Here is a 21,199-nt window from a genome sequence, read left to right on the forward strand (position 1 = left end):
TCCGGTGAGCGACTGGTGGTTGGCGCAATCGCTCAGCGGGAAAGGTGCACGCAGGGCGGGAATGATCACTCGTTCTCGGCTGGCTCCGCCGCAGCGGGCTTGGCCCCGAGCACGACAGACTCAATGCGATAAGGCAGGATGCCAGCGCGGCGGGCTTCGATCTTGAAGGTCACACGCTCGTTTTCGTCCGCATCCTCCCAATCGTCTTTCACCGCCCGACCTTCGACCAAGACGCGCATGCCCTTTTGGTACAGCGCGGCCCAGCGTTCGGCGTCGCGATGCCAGATTTCGACCGGCGCCCAGAACCCACCGCGATCTTCAAAGCCCTCCTTGGTAGGCACGGGATTGTCGAAGTAGACATTCAGGCGCAACAGCCTGCGCGGCTCATTGTTGCCGTTCGGAAATTCGCGGAATTCTGGCGCCGAACCGATGTTGCCCTCACCGTAGAAATGCGTGCTCATGAGTGTGACTCCTTGGGGTTGGTGGCGTGGACACGCCGTTGGTAAGCCCCCTCGGCATGGGCCAACATGCTGGCACACTCCAAGGTTTGGCGGGCGATACTGTGAGTGAGGCTGATCTGCAGGTTCAGAACGATGCGCTGCACCTCGATGGCGAAGAGGTCGTCGATCAGCGATGCCGGTGTGCCGGGGCTGGCAAGCAGCTCCTCCCACAAAGCAGTACCCATGCGCGAACGATCGAGGTTGCGCCAACGCAGAAAGGTCGTGCCTGCGCCAGTGGTTTGCTGGGCCAGTTGCACGGCAAGCAGGTTGAAGGGGTGGCTGCGGGCCTGCGACAGCACCTTGCGCTGCGCCAGTCCGATCAGATCGTCCCGCAGTGCTTGGCACTGGCTGGCCCAGGTCGCAAGCTCCCCATTACCTTTAAAAGGCTTTAAAAGGCCTTTTAGGTAGCCTGCGTGTTCCAGCCTCTGGAAGTCAGCCTGTTCCAGTGCCAAGAAGCGGTTGGATGCGGTCATTCTGGGTGGTCCTCGCCGTCCAACGACACGGAAGAGTCGTCGCCCAGAGGCACCCCGTCAGATACGGCTGGCTCAGCCGCGTTGGGTTCACCGGCTGGCGCAACGTCGGAGGTAGTTGACCGGGTTGGCGCCGATGCCAAAGGGGCGCGACGGATGAGCGGTGGCGCAAAGCGTGAACGGCGTGTGCCATCGAGCACGTCCTGCGGTAGTTCACCGTATTTCTCCAAGGCGGCACGCGCCGCGGCATTGTTGGCAGCGAAGTCGTCGCGCTGGGTACCGGAGTAGCGGTACTGCTGCGCCAGGCTGAAAAGGCTGCGCAGCGCATGCGCGCCTTCATTGAGCCAGCGTTCTAGGGTGCTGCGGTCGATTAGGGCGGTGTGGTGCGCCAAGATCAGACGCCGGGCTAGGTCGTCGTAGTCGGCCAGCAGATAGACCGCCATGAAGCCGAGCTGCGAGGCCACGAACAGCGGCAGCTTTACTGGCTGGACGTTGAGGTTCTCGCCCAGGCTGAGTGCGGCCGGTACATCGGCCAGCGCCTGATCAACCTGTTCGCGCAGGGTCTGGAGTTGTGCCTTGGTGGTGCTGAGCTTGTCTTCGATGCGCAGCATCCACCAGTCGGAGTAGGGGTCGTCTTGCTCAGAACCTCGCTTGAGCTTGGTCATGATGGCGACAAAGCCGTTGAGCCCGACAATGCCGGGCTTGCCCTCGGAGGGCGTACGTCCGTGCCAGATACGGGACGCATGATGGGTGTGCAGCGTCAGCGACATCGCGCTGCGCAGCGAGCCAAGGTTCAACTGCAGGGAAGATTCGAGTTCGGTGGCCATCGTGACGACTCTCGCTGAAGAAACGAGTCGCCAGCATCGGCATTGGCCGGAAGGGTGTCAGTCATCAAATCGCACCGCCTGAACGCCTGTTTGTGAATTCACACTTCCGCAGTGAAATCTTGCACCTCGCTGCGGATGAGAGGGTTGCGTGAGGCGATCTACGTTTGTTGCCCGCCACCGTTGCCGGAAGGCAGTGTGTTCAACTATACCAGTGGTATAGGCGACAGCGGCCTTCGGTGGACTCTTCAGGCGGATGACCTGGGGCTGGAGGTGATGCGTTGCCGGAAGGCAGTCTGTTCAACTATACCAGTGGTATAGGCGACGGTGGCCTTCGGTGGACTCTTCAGGCGGATGACCCCGGGACTGGAGGTGATGCATTGCAAGGAAGGCAGTGTGTTCAACTATACCAGTGGTATAGGCGACCATGGACATCGTTGGACTTGCTTGCGGAGATATGGGACAAACCCTGATGTTGAGCATTGCAAAACGCCATTGATAGCACGTGAGCGCTGCTTTCACCTGCCGAGCAGTGAGCGTAGCCGTGCGATGTTCTCTCGGGCGACTTCTGGGCCGACAGCCTGCATTGGCTGCGGCTGCGGCTGCGGCTGTGGGGGCGGGCTTACCGGGGGGCTGGATTTTTCCTGGCCGGTCCATGCGCGAAATTCACCCTTCATGGCTTTCTGAATGATGCCAAACAGGTAGCCCGCAGGGTTACGCACCGAGCTTGCCCGACAACGTGCATCCCATTCGTCGATGATGGCCTGGTGCAACTCGGCATCCACGGGCTGCAGTGCGGTCAGCGCGCCTGATTGCTGCTCTGCTTTGAGTGTCATGAAGCGTTCGGGTAGGCGAAGTTTTCCCCGCTCGCGCGGTACTGTACGTACTTCTTTTAGTTCTTTTTCTTTACGTACAGTACTATCGGTCTTCGGAATCCGAAGCGAGCCGGTTTTTTTGGGTTTTGCGCCTGCTTCGGATTCCGAAATCGGGGGGGCAGGATTCCGAAGTAAGTCTTTGAGGCCTTCTTTGGATTCGTGGTCATCCCCAGGTTGTGGATAACTTTTCTCCTCGGTCCAGCCTCGTGCCGCCAGCCGTTGTGATAACACCTGGAGCCTGCTCGGCAGTGCCCGCGCCCTGAGCAGGGGGTCGTCGCCCATTTCTTTGAGGGTGTGCACACCGACGCGCTGGACAGATTTGCTGGCGTGATTCAATGACTGGCTGACCAGACCCAGATAGTCCGGGTCCAGCTGAATGGCTTCATAGGGCGTCAGAGGCTCGTCGTGCAGCACATAGAGGTTGCCCTGTATTCGTCCTGTTTTCGGATCACGATGGCGTCTCACCAGACTGATCCAGCGCGTCAGGCGCAGCAGCGTTAGCGCGCGGGCGACGGTCTCATGGGATGCGCGCGCCGTACACGGCATTGAAGCCAGATAGGGGCAGAGCTGGTCGTAGGTGGGAAAAGCAGTGATCCCGTCGTCGTTGAGCAGCAGACGAAAGACCTGCCAGGCGTTTCGTTCAAGCGGAGTCAGACGGTTATCCAATAGCAAGGCACGGGGCACGCTGGCATGACGATTGCCGCTGAAGATGAATCCATCAGAGTGAGTGGGTACCGGTGTCGCGTCCGGGGGCGGTTGCATGTGCTGCAGTGTCCGGTCGAACAGTTCTCCCAGCGATATGGGACCGTGTGAATGACGTGGACTGTCCATCAAACCAGCCCTGCATCAATCCACCCTTGGATAGCGCTCCAGATCACTGAGATGGGCAGGCCCGTGGGTTCTGCAAGATCGGCTGTAATCGCAAGCATTGCCATGTCGTCGGTCAGCGCAGTGCCACGCTCTTTTATGGTTTTAGACCAGCGATACCACAGATCGGAATCCTGAGCCTCTGTCAGGACCGGATGCCGACCCTTACGTTTTGGGAGTCCGATGACGTCGCGCCTGAGGGCGATCTCCTGGTGGGTCAAACCGTAGAACTTGCTGATGAGTTCTGTGCTCGCGCCCAGTCGCAGGAGTCGGTCGATCTCCTCGATTTCCCGTGCGAGATCCTCCACCTGGCTCAGGAGACGTCGAAGCACTTCCGGGTTCACGCTCACGGAGCACCATGAGACGGTGGCGTTGGCCAGGAGGCTGGCCATGGCCGGATGCTTGAGTGCATCCAGAGCAGCATCGTCGAATCCCATGGACTTGGCCCGGCGCAACTGGCCATTGCGCAAATCGTGGAGCGCTTGCGCGATGACGGCCTGATTGAGCGGATGCGGTTCGGGCATGGCGGCCGCCCTCATGATCCGTTCATGGCGGTATTGCCATCAGTGATGTCGGCCTTGATGTCCAGCAACCGCCGGGCAAGTCTCAATAAGCGGAAAAGCTTCACCAGACTCGTATCGCTCAATCGAGCGGCATGTTGTGATGACGGGGTGCGTTCCAACCCCAGCAGAAGAGTGCCCAAATCTCCAGGCATTCGTAAAGGCGGAGTCCCGTCCGGCTGGTAGGGAGCGCTCAGGCTATGCAGCAGTAGTAATGCACCACGGAGATTTGGGGGCGTGTCCGCATCGCCAGATGTTCCCGCGCATGTGAAGCCTATGCCCTCGTCGCAAGCGACAATGGCATCTTTCAGACCCGCTTCGGTGGCGATCTCATGCGCGAATTGAGCGATGTGGATGCGCAGTCGATCGGGCGTGTCGAGGCTGGGGTCGATGTACCAGACATCCGAGATGGGATAGAGACCTCCAGCCTGAACAGGGATGGCCTGTAGTACGTTATTTCCGAAATCGGGTGGTGTCTCGCCGACATGGTCGGTCACCAATCGTTGGATCGACTGTAGGCGCTCGGTGGTCTCGGCAGGCGAAACGATATGTTCCTCAATCAAGACCGAGCGATCGTCCTTTTCCTGTTGATCCTCATTCGCGTCGGCCGGAGGGCGTGTTGCCGATCCACCTGGTAGCGTATGGGGCTCGCTTGCAGATGTTCGGGGTGTCTCCGTCGTCCGCGGTGTGGATGCTGACGGCGGCGGTGCGGTCGTCGATGGCAATGTAGGCTGGCGCGTGGGTGCCTGTCCGGTCGTCGCCGTGCTGGACGTGTTGTTGGGGTCACTATTTAGCAGTTGCCAGCGCTTCTCGGAATCGGTGATTTCGAACGCCAACGTGTCATAGTCCACCCCGAGCAAGTCGGCCATTTGACCGATCAGCTCATCCTGTACTCGCTGCGCCGCAAAGCTCCCAGGGGAGTCAAATACCATCAGCACGTCTTGGAACAGCGTCGCAAAATCAATGCTTAAACTGTTCGTGGTCACGCGCGCATCCCAGATCCGGGAACCGGCTCTACGCAGGCTGGTCAGTTGCTCGACTTGGGGGCGTCCCAGGCCGGCATAGAGCACGTTCGGTATCGCTGGCAGCAGGAACTGGATGGCCTCCTGCATGCGGCTGATGTGGGGCTGAGGCACGGGGTAGCCGTCAGCCTTGAGGCGTCGGGCAAGCTCTGACTGCGACAGCGATTTACCATCCTCCTGTTCATAGAGCTCACGGACTTTTTCAACACCCAGGGCACGTTCGATAAACGACAGGCCACCGTGAAGTTCGTTTTCTGCGAGATGTCCCGTCAGGGCGACGATCTCACCGCGCTCCGGCCATGGGCGGAACAGGCAGCCGATACGGAAGAATCGTTCGTCTTTGCTCTCACTCCACAGATCGCGCAGTATCGCCAGGCGCGTGTTGCCGCCGTTACGAATGATGTAGTGATCGGCACCGGGGCGACGGGTGATCGGCGGCGGGGCATCCAGCCCACGCTGGCGGATGGACGCTTTGATCTCCTCGTACAGCGGATTGCGCGTCAGCCTCGGATCGAGCTCATAGGGGCGCAACTGGTCCAGCGTCACCATCATTGGAGTATCGGCGATCGGCTCCGTCAGGGTATCCGCAACGGGTCCGGAGCGTCCAAAACCGTCGCTCATCAGTTTATTGGCTATCTCTTGAGGGGAGGCATCAGTCATAGTCGGCCCCCTCCTGAGCAGGGTGCTCCGCCGTCATGGCGTGACGTTGTGCACGACGCAACATGGCGCGCGCATTGCGTTCTGCCCGGTGATCGCTGGCTGTCGCGCTGGTATAAATCGGCGGTAAGCCCGGCTTGACGAATTTGAGGTGCCCGCCAGGTGTTCGGGAGACATTCCAACCCTCGCTCAGGGCATGTTCAATCAGCGGAAGTAGTCGCTTGTGGCCACGGGCTAATTCATGGGCGTTCGACATGAGAATGTCTCCCCTCACACTTCCCGGTGACCAGGGCGAACTGTTCCTGCCATTGCGGGCACAGTTCGCTGGCCAACCCGCGCACAATGTCCAGCGCGGCTGCCGCGACTCGGCCAGTGGGCCGTCGGTGCTCAACCCGATGGACCGGCAAACCACGCGTTGCCGCTCGGGGAAATGCCTCGATTGCGGGGATCTCGGTACGCAGGACGTGAACCCCTTCCTGATCTCGGAAGATCAAACGCAGTGTCTGCTGGATCAGCTTTGCATTGGCAGACACAGCAGGTACGCGGTTGAGCAGGAGATTAAGGTGCGGAGGGTTAATGCCCAGATGCCTATAGAGGGCGATGTCTTCGATGAGCTGCAAAGTGCCTCGGCGCATTTCACGCGCGGCGAGGATTTCGGGGGTTACGGGCGAGACCGCCTGCTCGGAGGCCAGCACGGCCATCTCCAGCAGCACACTGCGAGCGCCTTGAGTATCGAGTAGCACTAGGTCGTAGTGCGGCCGAAACACCGGTAGCAGGTGCCGCAGTCGAAGTCGCCCATCCGGTGCATGAAGCAAGAGGGTATTCAACTGCCGATGCTCGTCATTGGACAGAATGACGTCCAACCGGTCTATGACGGTGCGCGATACCAGGCGCGCAATGTCGCGTTCGTTGAATGCCAGCAGCTCATAGATCCCGTATGGAGCCCGACTTGCAAGCTCGTAGTAGGATGACAGCGTCGGCTGCATATCAAGATCAAGCAACAGAACCCTTAGGCCGGCATCGGCGATAAAGCCGCCGAGGTTCGCGGCTACGGTGGTTTTTCCTACGCCGCCTTTGGTCGAGATAACAGAGATCACCTGCATGGCTTGCTCCTCTTTGGCAAGGAATGGGGAGCTCAGTCAGACGCGTTCTTTAAGACGGTCAGTGATCCACTGGTCGATCTCAGTGGAGTCCCAGCCAACGGCACGGACGCCAAGTTTTATGGCTTTGGGGAATTGGCCCGCTTTCATGAGGCTGTAAAGATAGGCGCGCTTGAAGCCTGTCTTGGCCTCAACTTCAGGCCGGCGGAGAATGCGTCGCTCCGCTGGAGCCGAGTTCTGTTCAGACATAGCAGTCACTCCTTAATGCTCAGTGGCACTTCTCGGGTTGACCTGTATTGAATCGCTGCCACCCCTGAAGCACATCAAACAATAGGACTGTGCTGACCACCGTATTGATGCTCCGTCATCCAAACTAAGGCTGCGAGGCAAAGCATTGCGGCCAACGCTATCCGTGGAGCTGACACTGTTAAAAGGTTCGGCGTCTTGATAAATAGTCTGTCTGGCGGAGGCTCGCTGTTCAAATCATAAGCGAGTGAACGCGGCATTTTTTGTCATGCGGGCGACAGAAAATGTCCGTCAGTAACGGTAGGTTGTGATTGACAAGCGCTACACGCTAGCGCGCTTGTGCATGAGCCGGTGCACACCAACTGAACTCAATGGCTAGCCCCTTTATCTCGCGACGATGAAGGGGATATTTGGGTCGTGCTCCAGACAAAAATGTATGGAACTTAATGTGAGAGTCCAGAACTGAGGATGGGGTGATCATTCTTGCTCACGCATCGGTCATGCTTCCCCGATTTGTTGCGCTCTTTTCATGAAGCGCTCCAGCTCTGCTGAAATTGGCCTCTCCGGTACAACGATGAATGTTGCCGTGTCGGGGATATCGTCGATCACCTGCCGAACAATGACGTCAGGGTGGTTGTAAATGGAAAGCTGCGATTCCAACCCGATACCAATGCCATAGCCAGCGGCCACCAGCATCATCATGGGCTCATGACCAGAAACCTGTTCAGCAATGGTGGGAGAGGGCAGCGAGTCGTCCTCAAACCAATGATTAATGACATTGCGTCCTCCGGCGCAACGTTCAGGATGGCAAAGAATCAGGGGGTGCCGGAGTGCTTCCCCAAGAGGCACTTTATCCAGGGAAAGCAGCGGATGGTGAGTGGGAATAGCAATGGCAGGGCGTTCGGCCCAAACCCTTAACTTTGTGAAGCCATTGGTGGCGTCTGTGCTGTCGACAGTGAAACCCGCATCTATCTCGTCGTGTAAGAGCGCTTTGTGCATCTCGTTGACTGTCATTTCACTGATTCTGATTTCCGTACTTGGCTCCTCCTCACGGCAGCGCGCGAGCAACCGTGTCAAGCGCGGTTGAGCCAAGCTGTCCGACAGACCGATGCGCAGCCGGCCGTGAAATCCCCGCGATGCTGACTGTACCCGGCTCTTGGCGCTATCTATGAAATCAAGGATTCGGCGAGCTTCCTCGCGAAACACTTCCCCTGCCCAAGTAAGACGAATACGCCCTTTGGTACGATGGAATAACTGAACTCCCAGATGATGCTCCAGCTCTTTGATGGTGCGAGACAGAGGTGATGGTTCGATGTGGACTCTGGCAGACGCGCGTGCGAAGCTCTGTTCCTCTGCGACCACCAGAAAGTAATTCAAATGTCGGACTCTCATTCGACTTGCTCCTTTTACTCCATTGGTTGTTATTAATTGCCCTGATTGCTGGCAAAGCTTCCCTGCTCAGTGTGCGACGAAGCCCTATGATTGCCTCGGTAGGCTCACCTTCCGCAGGAGGAGCAGGTGTGAGCGAGTAGGCTAAGCAAAGAGATCCGAGAGCGATTGAGCAGCGGGCGTGACGCCGCGAAGCATCCATAGATGCAATGCTGCAGATAATATGAGTAAGGCTGTCCTGATCTTTGGGGTTCATACCGGCGGGTTTCGCTATCGCACACGGGGCGAGGTCCAGCATTGGCAGTCATGGGGGGCGTTATGACAATTCGCAGTGATTTTTTCTGGAGGTGGGCTGATCCAAATCTCCATCATAGGATCCATGAAGAGATCCTTCACGATGGAAAGCACATCGATGTTCAAGTGCGGCTTTCCCGTACAGGGGATGCCAGATGTTTATCAGTGTGTATGGCCGTCAGGGAGTCCGTTGTATGAAGAAGCTTTTGTTGCTCGCCCAAATGAGTCGATGACTGCAGCTATGGCCTGGGGGGCGGGCTCAAATGATGGCTGACAGATAAATGCTGCAGGCCGATGTTCAAACAGTGATTCGAGCTGGCCTATGAGGATTTTGACGGGGGTGACGCAGGGACTGAGCGCCACTAAAGCTCCACGACACCACCACATCCGAATCAGCCAAGCACCTCGACCGAGAATCATTGGCGCGGGTTTTGGGGACAGCACTGAGTCGTTATTTCTATGACAGCGACCTGCCCATCTACAATGCTATCCGTCACCGATGGACTACTTGCCGTAGCCCACGCTTGTTTAGAGCACTGTCAACCCCAACCCGCCGAGCAGCATGGATGCTTGCGTGCGGGAAATGATCGCCCCCTTGAACAGTTTAGCATCGACTAAGCGAAGCCCATCAAGGCTGGCTTCCCGCAGATCGGCCTGATCGAAGCGGGCGTCATTAACCCGTGCCAGTGAAAGACTGCCTCCATTGACAAATACGGCCTTGCGAAAATCGCAGTGGCTTAGGTCAGCCTCAGCGAAGTCCAGGTTGTTTAACTCGCTCTTATAAAACGAAATGCCCGGCAAGCAGGCGCTGCGGAGTACGCAATCGTTGAATTGAAGCCCCAGCGAGGACACATCGATAAAGTTGGCACCGGTGAGCTTACACGCCTCGAAGCTGACATGTGCCAGCTTGCTACGCTGCCATTTGCTGTTGTTGAGGTCGCAGCGTTGGAATTTTGCATCGGTCAACGTAGCCGAGGCGAAAATTACCTGAGCTCCACGGCAGTTGAGCCACTGGGTGGCATCCAGCTTCGCGGCAGTGAGGTCGCTGTTGGCAAAAAGGCATCGCTCGAAGCGCGCACCACGCAAATCTAGACGCGATAGATCTTGCCCACTGAAATCGACGTTGGTGAATGCCAGCCGCCTATCCTGAGCCGCGATCAATGCGGCCAGGCCACATCTATCAAGCTCATCTTGGTCAACGCTGCAGTAGGCCTCTTCGTGATCCATAAATTTCCCGTAGCTGTATGTTGGTTTACGTCTATGAAGTGATGCACTCAGTCGATCATTTTGTCGAAGCATAGATATCTGGCAAGCCAGCTGTAGAATCGCACGGTAAAGCATTCAAACATCACAGGTGAATCGCCCCTAGTTTCGTAGACACCTCCAAGCCTTAAAATGAGGCCCATTAGGAGGTGCCATGAGCAACCAGCGATATCCCGAAGAATTCAAAATCCAGGCGGTCAAACAAGTGACCGAAAAGAAGCTTCCTGTCTCGGAGGTGGCTGCACGATTGGGTGTGTCCGTGCACAGCCTCTATGCCTGGGTTAAGCGCTACACCAAGCCCCAGGAACAGCGCGTTGAGGAGGATGATCAGAGCGCTGAGGTTCGTCGTCTACGGGCCGAGCTGAAACGGGTGACGGAGGAGCGAGACATCTTAAAAAAGGCCGCCGCGTACTTTGCCAAGGAGTGCGGCTGAAGTACGCCTTTATTAAGCAGCAAGCGGGTCATTACGCGATTCGACGGCTTTGCCTGACGCTCAAGGTTCATCCCAGCGGCTACTACGCGTGGCTATCAGAACCAAAATCTGCGCGAGCCAAGGACGATCAGCGACTGCTTGGACTGATCAAACACTCCTGGTTGGAAAGCGGTGGTGTTTATGGCTATCGCAAGATCCATGATGACCTGCGAGAGGTTGGTGAGAGCTGTGGCCGTCACCGGGTAGCTAGGTTGATGCGCCTTGAAGGTTTACGTTCTCAGACTGGGTATCGACGGAGGCCGGGAAAATATGGCGGTAAACCAGCCGTTGCCTCACCGAACTTACTGAAGCGCCAATTCGATGTCAGAGAACCCAACAAAGTCTGGGTCACAGACATTACCTACATCCGAACATATGAAGGCTGGCTGTATTTGGCCGTGGTGCTCGATCTGTTTTCACGCCAGATCATTGGTTGGTCAATGAAGTCGCAGATGACCAGCGACGTAGCCATTGATGCACTGCTGATGGCGGTTTGGAGACGTAAGCCGAAGCAAGAGGTGATGATCCACTCGGATCAAGGCAGTCAGTACAGCAGCTCAGACTGGCGAAGCTTCTTGAAAGCTAACAACCTGGTAGCCAGCATGAGTCGTCGAGGTAACTGCCACGACAACGCTGTGGCGGAGAGCTTTTTCCAGCTGCTAAAGCGGGAGCGGATCAAGCGTAAAATCTACACTACACGCCAGGATGCTCGGGATGATGTGTTCGATTACATCGAGATGTTTTACAACCCAAAACGACGCCACAGTTTCAACAATCAGCTGTCACCGGTAGAGTTTGAAAAGCGTTACGCAGCGAGCCTGGAGAGTGTCTAGGAAACCCGGGGCGATTCAAGGCCTGCCATGGCTGCCTTGCCAAAATGGCTTAGTCGGCAAGTGTATCTAAACGGCCCTAGCTTCCTAGAAAGAAAACGTCGGGCTGATGATAGGCGGCAATTCTATCCTGCACGATCGAGCGGTTCATCGCCTCGGCGGTGCTCTTAAGTATGAGAGGTTTGAGGTGAATCGGGGAAGGACCGACGTGAGCGGAACTCCATATCAGTATCGTCTCACCCGACACCGGTAGGTTGTCGGCGTGCAGCCTGTATCACGCGGTGCTCCCGCAGCCCAAGGTGCCGGCTTCCTCCTATGCCGGATCATCGGCACCTCAATGATGTATTCCTTGGTAAACACAGTGAACACCGACAGCATTCTGTTCTGGATTCCTGGAGTGCCACTGTGGGCGCTTGCTGCGGTATGACGCCACCTCGCGAGTTCTGGAAGTGATACCGGCCCCTCCACGCAAATTCTCCTCATCGGGGCCTGCGGCAATGATCTCGACAACGCCATCTGGACTCCGGATTTTGGCGAAAACTTCCGCTTTTGTACGAAAGATCGCGATCTCGCGATTCCGAAAGAAATTCGCCTGGCTGCGGGGTAGTTCCCCCGCTTCACTGTGCGCACGTCCCGCGGGCTAAGTGATGGCTCGCGTGCGTCCAGTTTCCTGATCCTGCCCCTATCGCGACGCGCAGCAAGAATGTTGCACATCGAGATTGACGAATGTCTAGACAGTTGTATATATTTCGGGTCAGTCGCGTGCCTTTGGTAGCGAAAATAAAAATAAATTGAGAGGAGAGATCTATGAAGGCAGCTGTTTGGCGCGCTGGAGAAGAGCCCGCCATATCCATTGAAGAGGCCTCCCTATTGCCTCTCCGGCCTCGAGATGTCGTGGTGCGTGTAGAGGCATCAAATGTGTCGATCTCGGATCATCTATTGCTCGCGTTCGATCCCATCCAGGTTGGATGGCCTGCCCCGCAGGTCCTCGGTCATGCCGCAGCCGGGACGGTAGAGAAGATTGGAAGTGATGTGCGCCGCGTCAAGATTGGCGATCGTGTCATCGTCACAAGTACACCCAACTGTGGAGAATGCTATTTCTGCCTGCACGGTCGTCCGGATCAGTGCGCCACTATGGTGTTCGTCGGTCCGGCCCATGCGACCTTGTCGGACGGTACCCTGATCTATCCAAATGCCAGTGTCGGCAGTTTTGCCGAGCTGGCCGTCGTACCTGAAACTCAGCTCACCGCTGTCAAGACTGATCTACCCAGTGATCAGCTCTCACTACTAGCAAACCCGGTGGGTACCGGTGTCGGCGCCGCGCTACGCACCGCACCGATCAAGTCCGGTAGTACGGTTGCAGTAGTCGGTTGTGGCCCGGTTGGCCTGGCCTACATTCAGGGCGCCCGGATCGCTGATGCTGCGCAAATAATCGCTATCGATCCACTCCCCGAGCGGCGCGCATTGGCGATGAGATTTGGCGCCACACACAGTATTGACCCAGCCCAGGTTGACCCTGTCGAGGCAGTTCTCGATTTGTCAGAGGATGCCGGTGGCATGTTGCAAGGCCGCGGTGCTGATTATGTCTTCGAGTCGGCGGCCGAATCGCATGCGATCGAGCAGGCTTGGGCTATGGCGAGAGCGACCGGCCATGTGACGTTTTCAAGCGTCTGTCTGGACATGATGACCGCAAAGATCACGTTTCCAGCGCTGCCCTTCGCCTTGGCCGGTAAGACAGTTCATTCCTGCCAGTATGGCTCGTTAGACCAACGTCGCGACTTGCCATGGCTCATCGGCTTGGCTGAGCGGGGAAAGCTTGATCTCGTAGGCATGATTGACCGCCGCTATCCACTGACTCAGTTGTTGGATGCCATGCGCGATGCAGGTACGAGGAGCGTTATCGGTCCGACGCTCATGCCCTTTGCCTGAAACGATTCCCAACCCCATACACATGCGACAACCCTAGGAGAACGTGACATGCCGGTGAATCAACCGTTGAAGTCTACCGCCGAACTACCCATTGTGCAGGCAACCCGAGAGCAAGCAATACCCAATGCGGACACGCTGGTGTCCAGGGCCCTAGCCCTACGCGATACTATCCGCGCGCAGGCAGAGGAAGCCGAAGGACTTGGCCGCTATACGTCGGCGATGCACGAAGCTTTTTTGAATGCTGGCTTCTATCACATGCTGACGCCGAAGATGTATGGCGGCTACGAAACCGACTTGCGGACTTTCGCCAAGGTGATCATTGAGGTCGGACGAGGTGATCCCGGAACTGGCTGGTGTCTCTGCCTTGGTCATGGCCATGCACTCACTACCGCAGCGCGCTGGAATAAGACAGCACAAGACCAGGTTTTCAACGATGAGGCGGGCTATTTCCGCGCGTCCCACTCCCTGGTGCCGGCAGGCAAGGCATTTCCGGTCGAAGGTGGATACCGTATTCAGGCTCGTTCGCCTTACCAGTCCGGCATTCCCTATTCCACTCATGCAACAGTCAATGTTCAGTTGGTAGAGAATGATACTGCCCCAGGAGCAGCGCCACGCTTCCTGCAGGTTCTGATACCGGCTGGCCAGTTTCAGATTCTCGACGATTGGGGCGGTGACAAGGTCGTCGGCATGCGCGCCAGTGGATCCAACACCGTCGTGGTCGACGATCAGTTCGTGCCCAGCGAATTCGCGATCGAAATCGACTGGCTTGCCGAGGCCGAGCTGTCCGAGTCCGAAGGTACACGCCTGCATCACAATCCGATGTATCTAGGTGTATCACAGGGCTTCCTTAACCTGGAGCTTGTTAGTTGCATAGTTGGTGCTGCACGAGCCGCCATTGACGAATTCATGCGGCTGATGCGTTGTAAGGCTATCCCGATGCCGCCATACACGCCGCGTGTTCAGGACCCGATGTACCAACGCGATCTTGGAACGGCCGTGCTGAAGACCAATGCCGCCGAGGCGCTGGTACTGCATGCTGCAGATGTCTATACCCAGCATTGTGCCGATGCGGTTAACGGCATTCGTCCCTTCGATCGAAAGAGCGATATCGACGTTTTCGGCTTGCTCCAGGAGGCAGGAAAGATGGCCTGTGAAGCAGTTGAAACGCTGTTCCGCTCCGCAGGCTCCTCGGCAGCGACTAAGGGGCAGCCGATGCAGCGCTATATGCGGGACGTACTAATGTACCGCACGCACACCACCGCTCAGTTCGAACTCATGGCCCAGCGTATCGGTGCCGTGCAGATCGGCGAACGTAACTCGGTTTGGTAAGCGGAGGCGGCCATGGCATTACAAGGACTCGCTTCCAAGGTTTTTATCGTGACTGGCGGTGCGTCGGGTATTGGGCTCGCCGCCGTGTATCGCCTGGTCCAGGAGGGCTGCAAGGTCGCCGTTGTCGATCGATCGCCGCTGGCTCTGGAAACGGCGCTTCGCGACTTCGATCCTGAGCAGGTGCGGGGGATCACTGCTGATATCGCCAATCCAGCTGACGTCGAGCGTTATTTCAACACCACACTCGATTATTTCGGGCAGGTCGATGGGTTGTACAACAACGCCGGGACCACCGGCCAAAACGGTGAGCTGGTCGATATACCACTGGCTGCGTTCGAGCACATTCTGCAAGTCAACATCGTCGGGACACTGCTTGGCATGCAGCGGATGTTGCAATTGGCGAGAGCGAGTGGGACGCCCGGAGTGATCCTGAACACCGCCTCAGGCCTGGCCTTGCGTGGCGCCGCGCAGCAAGGCGCGTATGCAGCTAGCAAAGCCGCAGTTATCTCGATGACTCGTACTGCCGCGCTGGAGGCGGCTCCCCTAGGGGTAAGGGTGAATGTACTGCTACCTGGTCCCACGGCTACACCGATGCTGATGGATAACCCTAGGGAGCTGCTCGAAGGATTCGAACAGCAAATGCCGTTCAAACGCTTTGGCGAGCCAGATGAGCTAGCTGCTGCGGCGGCCTGGTTGTTGAGCGAGGAAAGTTCCTTTTGCACCGGGTCCGTGTTTGTCGTGGATGGCGGGCAGGGCGCTTGAAATTCTAATGATCGGCCTCGTACGACTCGCTAGCGGCAGCACCTGCTGCCGCTAGCGAGCGGGCAGGCTCAGATTGTGGTGATAATTAATAAGAGGAAACACCAGATCATGCGTGATTTGACCGGAAAGATCGCGGTTGTCACTGGCGGGGCCCGCGGGATTGGACAAGCCATCATCAAACGGCTGGCCGAAGACGGCGCAGACATCGTTTCGATTGATCTCTCACCTTCAGATGAGACCTGCGAAATAGTCAAGGGCCTAGGCCGTAAAGCTCTTGGGCTCATCGCGGATGTGTCGTCCTTCGACGCGCTGGCCGCTGCCGCCCAAGAGGTCGTAGAGCACTTTGGCCCCGCACATATCCTCGTCAATAATGCCGGCTTGCATCCGCACATGACTATGTTCGACAAGCTGACGCCGGAGTTGTGGCGCAAGACTATGACGGTCAATCTCGATTCGATGTTCTATGCGGCCAAGGCTTTTGTCCCCCAGATGCGCGAGAACGGTTGGGGCCGGATCGTCAACATGTCATCGTCGGTGGTCAACGTGGCGCCGCCGGGGGGGATCCACTACATCACCTCGAAGGCCGGCGTCCTTGGGTTGACGAGGGGCTTGGCAAGAGAACTGGGTGTCGACGGCATTACAGCCAACGCCCTTGCCCCTAGCATCGTCGAGACGCCCGGATTCGAAGCCATGGGACTTTCTCAGGAGATGCTCGACGCTGTCATTTCCCAGCAGTCAATCAAGACACTGACCCAGGTCAGTGACTTGACCGGAACGGTCTCATTCCTGTGCTCGGACGAAGCTCGTCTCTATACCGGGCAGCATGTGCATATCGATGGCGGGATCGTTTTCGCGGATTGAGGTCCTCGCTATCGCTCAAGTCCAATCACAAAGAGGAATTTGCTCGGTTCATTAAGCGACAGATCGCCGCACAGAAATGGTGGCGATACATCATATCCCTGGGAGGGGAACCATGTATAAAAATAAGATCCAGCCTTGGGGGCTACGAGCTTCTGGGATGATGTCCGTGTGCTTTTCGTTTGGTCTGCTGCTGCAAACTTCTGTCGTTCACGCCGAGGCCCCGTTCGCAGATATCGGTGCGAATCTCAAGGATGCAGGGATAACTCCGCACCTATTTACGTGGAATACCTTTATCAAGAACGTTTCTGTGGGACCGCGCGAAGGTGAATCGGCGCTGTCCACGAACATCCTAGCCGGTGCGGACTTTGATCTTGAGAAAAGTCTGGGAGTACCAGGCGGGACATTTCTTCTCCAATATATTTTTTTTCCTGCAAATCGTAACGTCGATGCAACGTCTCCGACGGGTGATTACTTCGGTGCTGCCGGTGGAATGTATGCTGGACAACAGCAAAGCGATATTTCTACGGGATATTTGTCCCAATTTGCCTATCGACAAAGTTTGTTCGATGACAAGGTAGAGCTTACCGTCGGCCGTTTCAGCGCAGGTGTCGAGTTCTATCACAAAGGAACGCTGGACTGTCTGCTCAAGGTCGATTGCGTCGACCCAGTCTTCGAAAAATCAAGTGGCTCATTGCCGCCGCCGTATGGCAGTTGGGCCGGTATGGCAAAGGTCAAGTTTACCGATCGCATTTATGCCAAGGCCGGTATCTTCCAGCTCGATCTAAACCAGTACCTGGAGAAGAAACACGGATTCAATTGGAGTACACATGATAGTCTCGCCAACAATACGAACCTCGAAATAGGCTATGAAACCGACTTTTCCCAGGTTCGCTACCCTGAGCATTATTGGGCCACTATCTTCAACAATAGTTATGACCTAGTGTCCGACGATGGCAGTGGTGATCATGCAAATGGCACCACGGGGTTCATGCTTAACGCACGCAAGACGGTGTGGCGGGCCGACGGGGGTGAAGGGAACTCTCCCTTCCCAGAGTCTATTATGCTATACGGATCGTACAGCCAACTGATCAATCCTGACTCAGTATTGAGTGTTCAGCAACGTCCCTTCAAGCGGTCAGCCGAAGCCGGTGCCAGTTATATCGGTCCATTCAATCGCCCGATGGATGTCGCCAGCGTTGCCGTATCGATGAGCCAACTATCGGACCGCTACCACGATTTCGTCACAAATATGGTCCCCGATGCAAAGTCGACCAGTGTCGCTATACGTGCGAAATATAACTTCATGCTGTCTCATGGTTTTTTCGTTGAGCCGGGACTCTCCTACGTCTTCAATCCAGACGATACTGCCAATGCCTATGGGTTGTTCCGGTCTTCGTCGACCGAGCAACTTGATGACGGTTTAATGGTCCGTCTGACGGTGGGTTGGAATGTCGGCCAAGCGCTTGGTCTTTGATGCCACGCATACATGCTCTCTGAGGAGCTTCATATGAGTACGACAAAATTTACCCCACGCAGCACCAGCGGTTGGATTGGCATTCTCGTCATACTTCTGTTATTGACCGAACAGACAGGGCTGGCCACCGCGTTGTTTGCATCAGCTTTACCTAAATTGGGAGGGCATTTCCAAACCCCGCACATTGTCTGGGTACTCTCCATGACCACGCTGGTCGGCTCCATCGTCACTCCGCTCGCTGGCAGGTTGGCGGATTTGTACGGTAAGAAACGTATTCTGGTGGCGCTCTCAGCTATCGCAACGGTCGGATCAATCATTAGCGCTACGGCGAGTTCTTGGGAAGCGATGCTGTTCGGGCGCGCTCTGAGTGGTGTCTCGATGGCCTTCCTACCATTGGGATATTCGTTGATACAGGATATTTTCCCCGAACGACTGAGGAGCATTGCCATTGCAGCCTCTACCAATGGCTTGGGCCTTATCACGGTCGTCGGGCCCCTGATCGCCGGGGTAATGATCGACACGCTTGGGGTGATGTCGATCTTTTGGCCGATGGTGCTGTTATCTCTGGCGGGTATGATTCTAATGATCTTATTCGTCCCAGAAACGACGGTGCGTGCCAAGGGGAGTGCCGACTGGTTCGGCGCAGTACTTCTCGGTGCAGGGCTGGGAGGTATTCTCTACGCGTTGGACATGGCGCCGTCGTGGGGGTGGGCAAGCAATAAAACTCTCATTTTCAGCGCCGCAGGGCTGGTCTTGATCGGAGCATGGGTGGCATGGGAGAGGGTCTGTTCGGCACCGCTTGTCGACATTCGGGTGCTCACCAATCCGGTCGTACTAAAGCTCATGCTGGCTGCCGCTTCTGCCATGACCGTTATCCCCGGCATTGCCAGCATCTTCCCGCTAATGCTGATGACGCCCCCGTCGCTCGGAATAGGCTACGGCTTGGGCGTTAACGCAACGCAGGTTGCCTTCCATACGCTGCTCGGTGGTACGCTATTGGTTCTAGGTGGGCTTTGGGTTGGTGCGACCTCGCACCGTATCCAGCCAGCTGTACATATCGCCATCGGCGGTATTTGCCTGGTAGCCGCATCAGTATTTTTTGCTTGCCTTCATAGCAGCTCATGGCATTACGTCATTGCCTATGGGCTGATGGGGCTGGGAGGTATGATTCTAGCAGCCTGTCCCATCTTGATCGTGACGGTGGTGCCCGCTGAGTTCCGTGGCGTTTGTGCGGCGTTACTAGGCGCAACAACGTCAGTTGCCGGAACACTTGGCACCCAGCTGACATTCTCAATCATCGGTACCGAGATGGTGTCCTTTTCTGACGGATTTCCTATCTATCGTAGTGCGGGATTTACGATGGCGTTTTCGATACTGGCAATCATTGCCCTTATTGCGATCGTGGTAGGTGTGTCCTTAGGCAAGTCACATGGCGTCGAGCGTACCTTGTCAAGTGCCTCCCCGGTACCTTGAAGTCTGTGCAAGATCTAGCAAGCAATAAGCAGAGATAAAAATCAGCAGTGATTCATCGTCGATGCGGTTGTAACTTTTTCCGAAAAGCTGATACCGCTTCGTAGCTAAAGGCGATGATACTGCGGTAATGCACTCGAACGAGTGGCGAGAGTTGTGTTTCTGTTTTGTTAAGCAAAGATTTTTCTTGGTCAAGGACGACTTAGCTGTCGGAGATCGAGTCTGGGTTTCATTGCGCAATGAACTAATAGCTTGATTGTTGATGGTGTAAATCTCTAAAGGGTTGCGTATTTGGGTTGGGTAGTCGTTTAAGAGAGAAGGTGGGGTGCAGCCGACGTTGGGTTATTAACGAGCCGATATACGAGGATAAAAATTATGAATTTAAGAGCTTTGAGCATTGGTAAGCGTGCTGCGGCGATTTTTACTATAATCGCAATTCTTATTTTGGCAGTGGGGATAATATCTCTATTCCAGACCAAAAAAATGGATCTCGCGAACAATGAGATTCGTACGGCATGGTTACCTTCAATGATCTCTTTGGGGGATATAGGTGCTCAGGTCGGCTGGATTAGAGCATTAACTTTGCGAAGCGTAATGCTTGAAAGCAGAGCTGAGCGAGAAAAAATATTTCAAATGGTTAAGGATGTGAATTTATCAATAGGAAGGCAAGTTGAATCTTACGAAAAGACGATCCGGACGGAGCAGGAGAGGGTTCTTTTTGATAAATTTTCCGCCGCTCTTTCCACGTATCAAGAATATCAAGATCAAGTGTTGGGCGCGAACCTATCTGAACAGCGCGAAAATGAGACAACTGTGATAAATGGGCCTCTGGATCAGTATGCTGATGCGTTAATGATTGCAATGCAAAGCCTAAATAAATTCAATGTGGACGGAGCCTTGGCTGGCGCTCAAGTTAGTAGTGATACCTTTGGTGCTTCAACGCGTATCATTACTATGTCGATAATTGTAATGTTGGTTGTTGTAGTTGTGATTGCTGTACTGCTGGTTCGTAGTATCGTTTTCCCATTGGCTGATGCTATAGCCGTCGCAAATCGTGTTTCAAATTGTGATTTAACTCAAGAGGTTGTAGTAAGTGGGAAGGATGAGCCAGCACAACTGCTGATGGCTTTGCGAAAAATGCAGAATAACTTACGAGACACAATTCATCAGATTTCAAACTCGTCGGATCAACTGGCATCTGCGTCGGAAGAGCTTCATGCTGTAACTGAGGACACCAATCGGGGTCTTAACCAGCAAAGTGTTGAAATTGACCAAGCAGCAACTGCAGTAAATGAAATGAGCGTTGCCGTTGAAGAGGTGGCAAGCAACGCCGTTAATACAGCTGACGCATCAAGAGAAGCAGATCAAAAAACGCACGAGGGACGCGCCAAGGTAAATCAAGCGTTAGACTCGATAAGCGTGCTCGCCAATAACGTCTCGGATACTTCTCGAGAGGTTCAGCAGCTTGCTGAAAATATCAATGAAATTGGTCAAGTATTGGACGTAATTCGGTCAATTGCTGATCAAACTAACTTGCTTGCTCTAAACGCTGCTATTGAGGCGGCACGAGCTGGTGAGGCCGGTCGTGGTTTCGCTGTCGTAGCGGACGAGGTCCGAGCATTGGCTCATCGAACCCAAGAGTCGACTGCGGAAATTGAAAGAATGATTGATAGTATTCAATCCGGCACTGAGCGTGCCGTAGTGGCAATGGCTGAAAGCCAAGAACGAGCCGCTACTACTTTGGAAGTTGCGAAAGCGGCGAATGAGGCTCTCGAAACTATCAGTGAGGCTATTGCCTCTATCAATCAAAAGAATTTGGTTATTGCCAGTGTCTCGGAAGAACAGGCCAAAGTTGCCCGTGAGGTAGACCGAGCCATTGTCAATATTCGGGAATTATCTATGCAAACTTCTGCGGGCGCTAACCAAACCAGTGCTGCTAGCCAAGACTTGTCACGCCTTGCTGTGGACCTCAATACGATGATTTCAAAATTCAAAGTTTGATTAA

At 55.6% G+C, this 21,199-nt stretch carries 19 protein-coding genes and 1 pseudogene; 9 read left to right on the forward strand and 11 right to left on the reverse strand.

Annotated elements, in window-relative coordinates; genetic code table 11:
- Positions 1 to 65: 65 nt before the first annotated feature.
- From AC3WKX_RS06325 to AC3WKX_RS06370, 10 genes are all read right to left on the reverse strand, one after another.
- Positions 66 to 461: a single-stranded DNA-binding protein gene (locus AC3WKX_RS06325; RefSeq protein WP_019689279.1), complete on the reverse strand. Its 396-nt coding sequence runs from the start codon at positions 459 to 461 to the stop codon at positions 66 to 68.
- Positions 458 to 973 (reverse strand): DUF3158 family protein, encoded by a 516-nt coding sequence (locus AC3WKX_RS06330; RefSeq protein WP_048350965.1) that lies wholly within the window; start codon positions 971 to 973, stop codon positions 458 to 460. Before AC3WKX_RS06330 ends, AC3WKX_RS06325 begins: the two co-directional genes overlap by 4 nt.
- Complete coding sequence (locus AC3WKX_RS06335; protein WP_048350964.1) at positions 970 to 1,797, reverse strand: PFL_4669 family integrating conjugative element protein; 828 nt, start codon at positions 1,795 to 1,797, stop codon at positions 970 to 972. Before AC3WKX_RS06335 ends, AC3WKX_RS06330 begins: the two co-directional genes overlap by 4 nt.
- Positions 1,798 to 2,312: 515 nt before the next feature.
- Complete coding sequence (locus AC3WKX_RS06340; protein ID WP_048350963.1) at positions 2,313 to 3,500, reverse strand: STY4528 family pathogenicity island replication protein; 1,188 nt, start codon at positions 3,498 to 3,500, stop codon at positions 2,313 to 2,315.
- Positions 3,500 to 4,060, reverse strand: a complete 561-nt coding sequence (locus tag AC3WKX_RS06345; protein ID WP_048351254.1) for a DUF2857 domain-containing protein — start codon at positions 4,058 to 4,060, stop codon at positions 3,500 to 3,502. Before AC3WKX_RS06345 ends, AC3WKX_RS06340 begins: the two co-directional genes overlap by 1 nt.
- An 11-nt stretch (positions 4,061 to 4,071) precedes the next feature.
- Positions 4,072 to 5,778, reverse strand: a complete 1,707-nt coding sequence (locus AC3WKX_RS06350) for a ParB family protein (protein ID WP_102604605.1) — start codon at positions 5,776 to 5,778, stop codon at positions 4,072 to 4,074.
- Positions 5,771 to 6,031 carry a hypothetical protein gene (locus AC3WKX_RS06355; protein ID WP_048350961.1) on the reverse strand — a complete coding sequence of 87 codons (261 nt, stop codon included), beginning with the start codon at positions 6,029 to 6,031 and terminating at the stop codon, positions 5,771 to 5,773. Before AC3WKX_RS06355 ends, AC3WKX_RS06350 begins: the two co-directional genes overlap by 8 nt.
- Positions 6,015 to 6,878 (reverse strand): ParA family protein, encoded by an 864-nt coding sequence (locus AC3WKX_RS06360; protein ID WP_102604604.1) that lies wholly within the window; start codon positions 6,876 to 6,878, stop codon positions 6,015 to 6,017. Before AC3WKX_RS06360 ends, AC3WKX_RS06355 begins: the two co-directional genes overlap by 17 nt.
- A gap of 36 nt (positions 6,879 to 6,914) precedes the next feature.
- The gene (locus tag AC3WKX_RS06365) at positions 6,915 to 7,124 is read right to left on the reverse strand and encodes an AlpA family transcriptional regulator (protein ID WP_048350959.1); all 210 of its coding nucleotides are present in this window, start codon (positions 7,122 to 7,124) and stop codon (positions 6,915 to 6,917) included.
- 495 nt (positions 7,125 to 7,619) lie between these two features.
- Complete coding sequence (locus tag AC3WKX_RS06370; RefSeq protein WP_048350958.1) at positions 7,620 to 8,513, reverse strand: LysR family transcriptional regulator; 894 nt, start codon at positions 8,511 to 8,513, stop codon at positions 7,620 to 7,622.
- 315 nt (positions 8,514 to 8,828) lie between these two features.
- On the opposite strand from AC3WKX_RS06370, the pseudogene AC3WKX_RS06375 reads away from it, so the two are divergent.
- Positions 8,829 to 9,078: pseudogene (locus tag AC3WKX_RS06375) on the forward strand (hypothetical protein).
- Positions 9,079 to 9,332: 254 nt separating this feature from the next.
- Here the strand turns inward: AC3WKX_RS06375 and AC3WKX_RS06380 are convergent.
- On the reverse strand, positions 9,333 to 10,031 hold the full coding sequence (locus tag AC3WKX_RS06380; protein WP_048350957.1) for a pentapeptide repeat-containing protein: 699 nt from the start codon (positions 10,029 to 10,031) through the stop codon (positions 9,333 to 9,335).
- Between the two features lie 190 nt (positions 10,032 to 10,221).
- Here AC3WKX_RS06380 and AC3WKX_RS06385 point away from each other — a divergent pair.
- From AC3WKX_RS06385 to AC3WKX_RS06420, 8 genes are all read left to right on the forward strand, one after another.
- Positions 10,222 to 11,372, forward strand: a protein-coding gene (locus tag AC3WKX_RS06385; RefSeq protein ID WP_088500423.1) for an IS3 family transposase whose coding sequence is annotated in 2 segments (ribosomal slippage) — positions 10,222 to 10,456 and positions 10,456 to 11,372 — 1,152 coding nt in all. Because the reading frame shifts where the segments join, the coding sequence is not laid out codon by codon here.
- Positions 11,373 to 12,176: 804 nt separating this feature from the next.
- Entirely contained in the window at positions 12,177 to 13,298 is a 1,122-nt protein-coding gene (locus AC3WKX_RS06390; RefSeq protein ID WP_102604603.1) for an alcohol dehydrogenase catalytic domain-containing protein, read from the forward strand.
- Positions 13,299 to 13,346: 48 nt separating this feature from the next.
- Positions 13,347 to 14,627, forward strand: a complete 1,281-nt coding sequence (locus AC3WKX_RS06395; protein WP_102604602.1) for an acyl-CoA dehydrogenase family protein — start codon at positions 13,347 to 13,349, stop codon at positions 14,625 to 14,627.
- A gap of 12 nt (positions 14,628 to 14,639) precedes the next feature.
- Positions 14,640 to 15,389: an SDR family NAD(P)-dependent oxidoreductase gene (locus AC3WKX_RS06400; RefSeq protein WP_102604601.1), complete on the forward strand. Its 750-nt coding sequence runs from the start codon at positions 14,640 to 14,642 to the stop codon at positions 15,387 to 15,389.
- Positions 15,390 to 15,497: 108 nt separating this feature from the next.
- Positions 15,498 to 16,250 carry an SDR family NAD(P)-dependent oxidoreductase gene (locus tag AC3WKX_RS06405; protein WP_102604600.1) on the forward strand — a complete coding sequence of 251 codons (753 nt, stop codon included), beginning with the start codon at positions 15,498 to 15,500 and terminating at the stop codon, positions 16,248 to 16,250.
- A gap of 112 nt (positions 16,251 to 16,362) precedes the next feature.
- On the forward strand, positions 16,363 to 17,724 hold the full coding sequence (locus tag AC3WKX_RS06410; RefSeq protein ID WP_158244065.1) for a carbohydrate porin: 1,362 nt from the start codon (positions 16,363 to 16,365) through the stop codon (positions 17,722 to 17,724).
- Positions 17,725 to 17,757: 33 nt separating this feature from the next.
- Positions 17,758 to 19,197, forward strand: coding sequence for an MFS transporter (locus tag AC3WKX_RS06415; RefSeq protein WP_158244064.1), 1,440 nt, complete (start codon positions 17,758 to 17,760; stop codon positions 19,195 to 19,197).
- A gap of 372 nt (positions 19,198 to 19,569) precedes the next feature.
- A complete protein-coding gene (locus AC3WKX_RS06420; protein WP_102604597.1) occupies positions 19,570 to 21,195 on the forward strand; it encodes a methyl-accepting chemotaxis protein in 1,626 nt (541 codons plus the stop codon).
- Positions 21,196 to 21,199: the final 4 nt, after the last annotated feature.

This window comes from Pseudomonas sp. GP01-A4, from assembly GCF_058780865.1.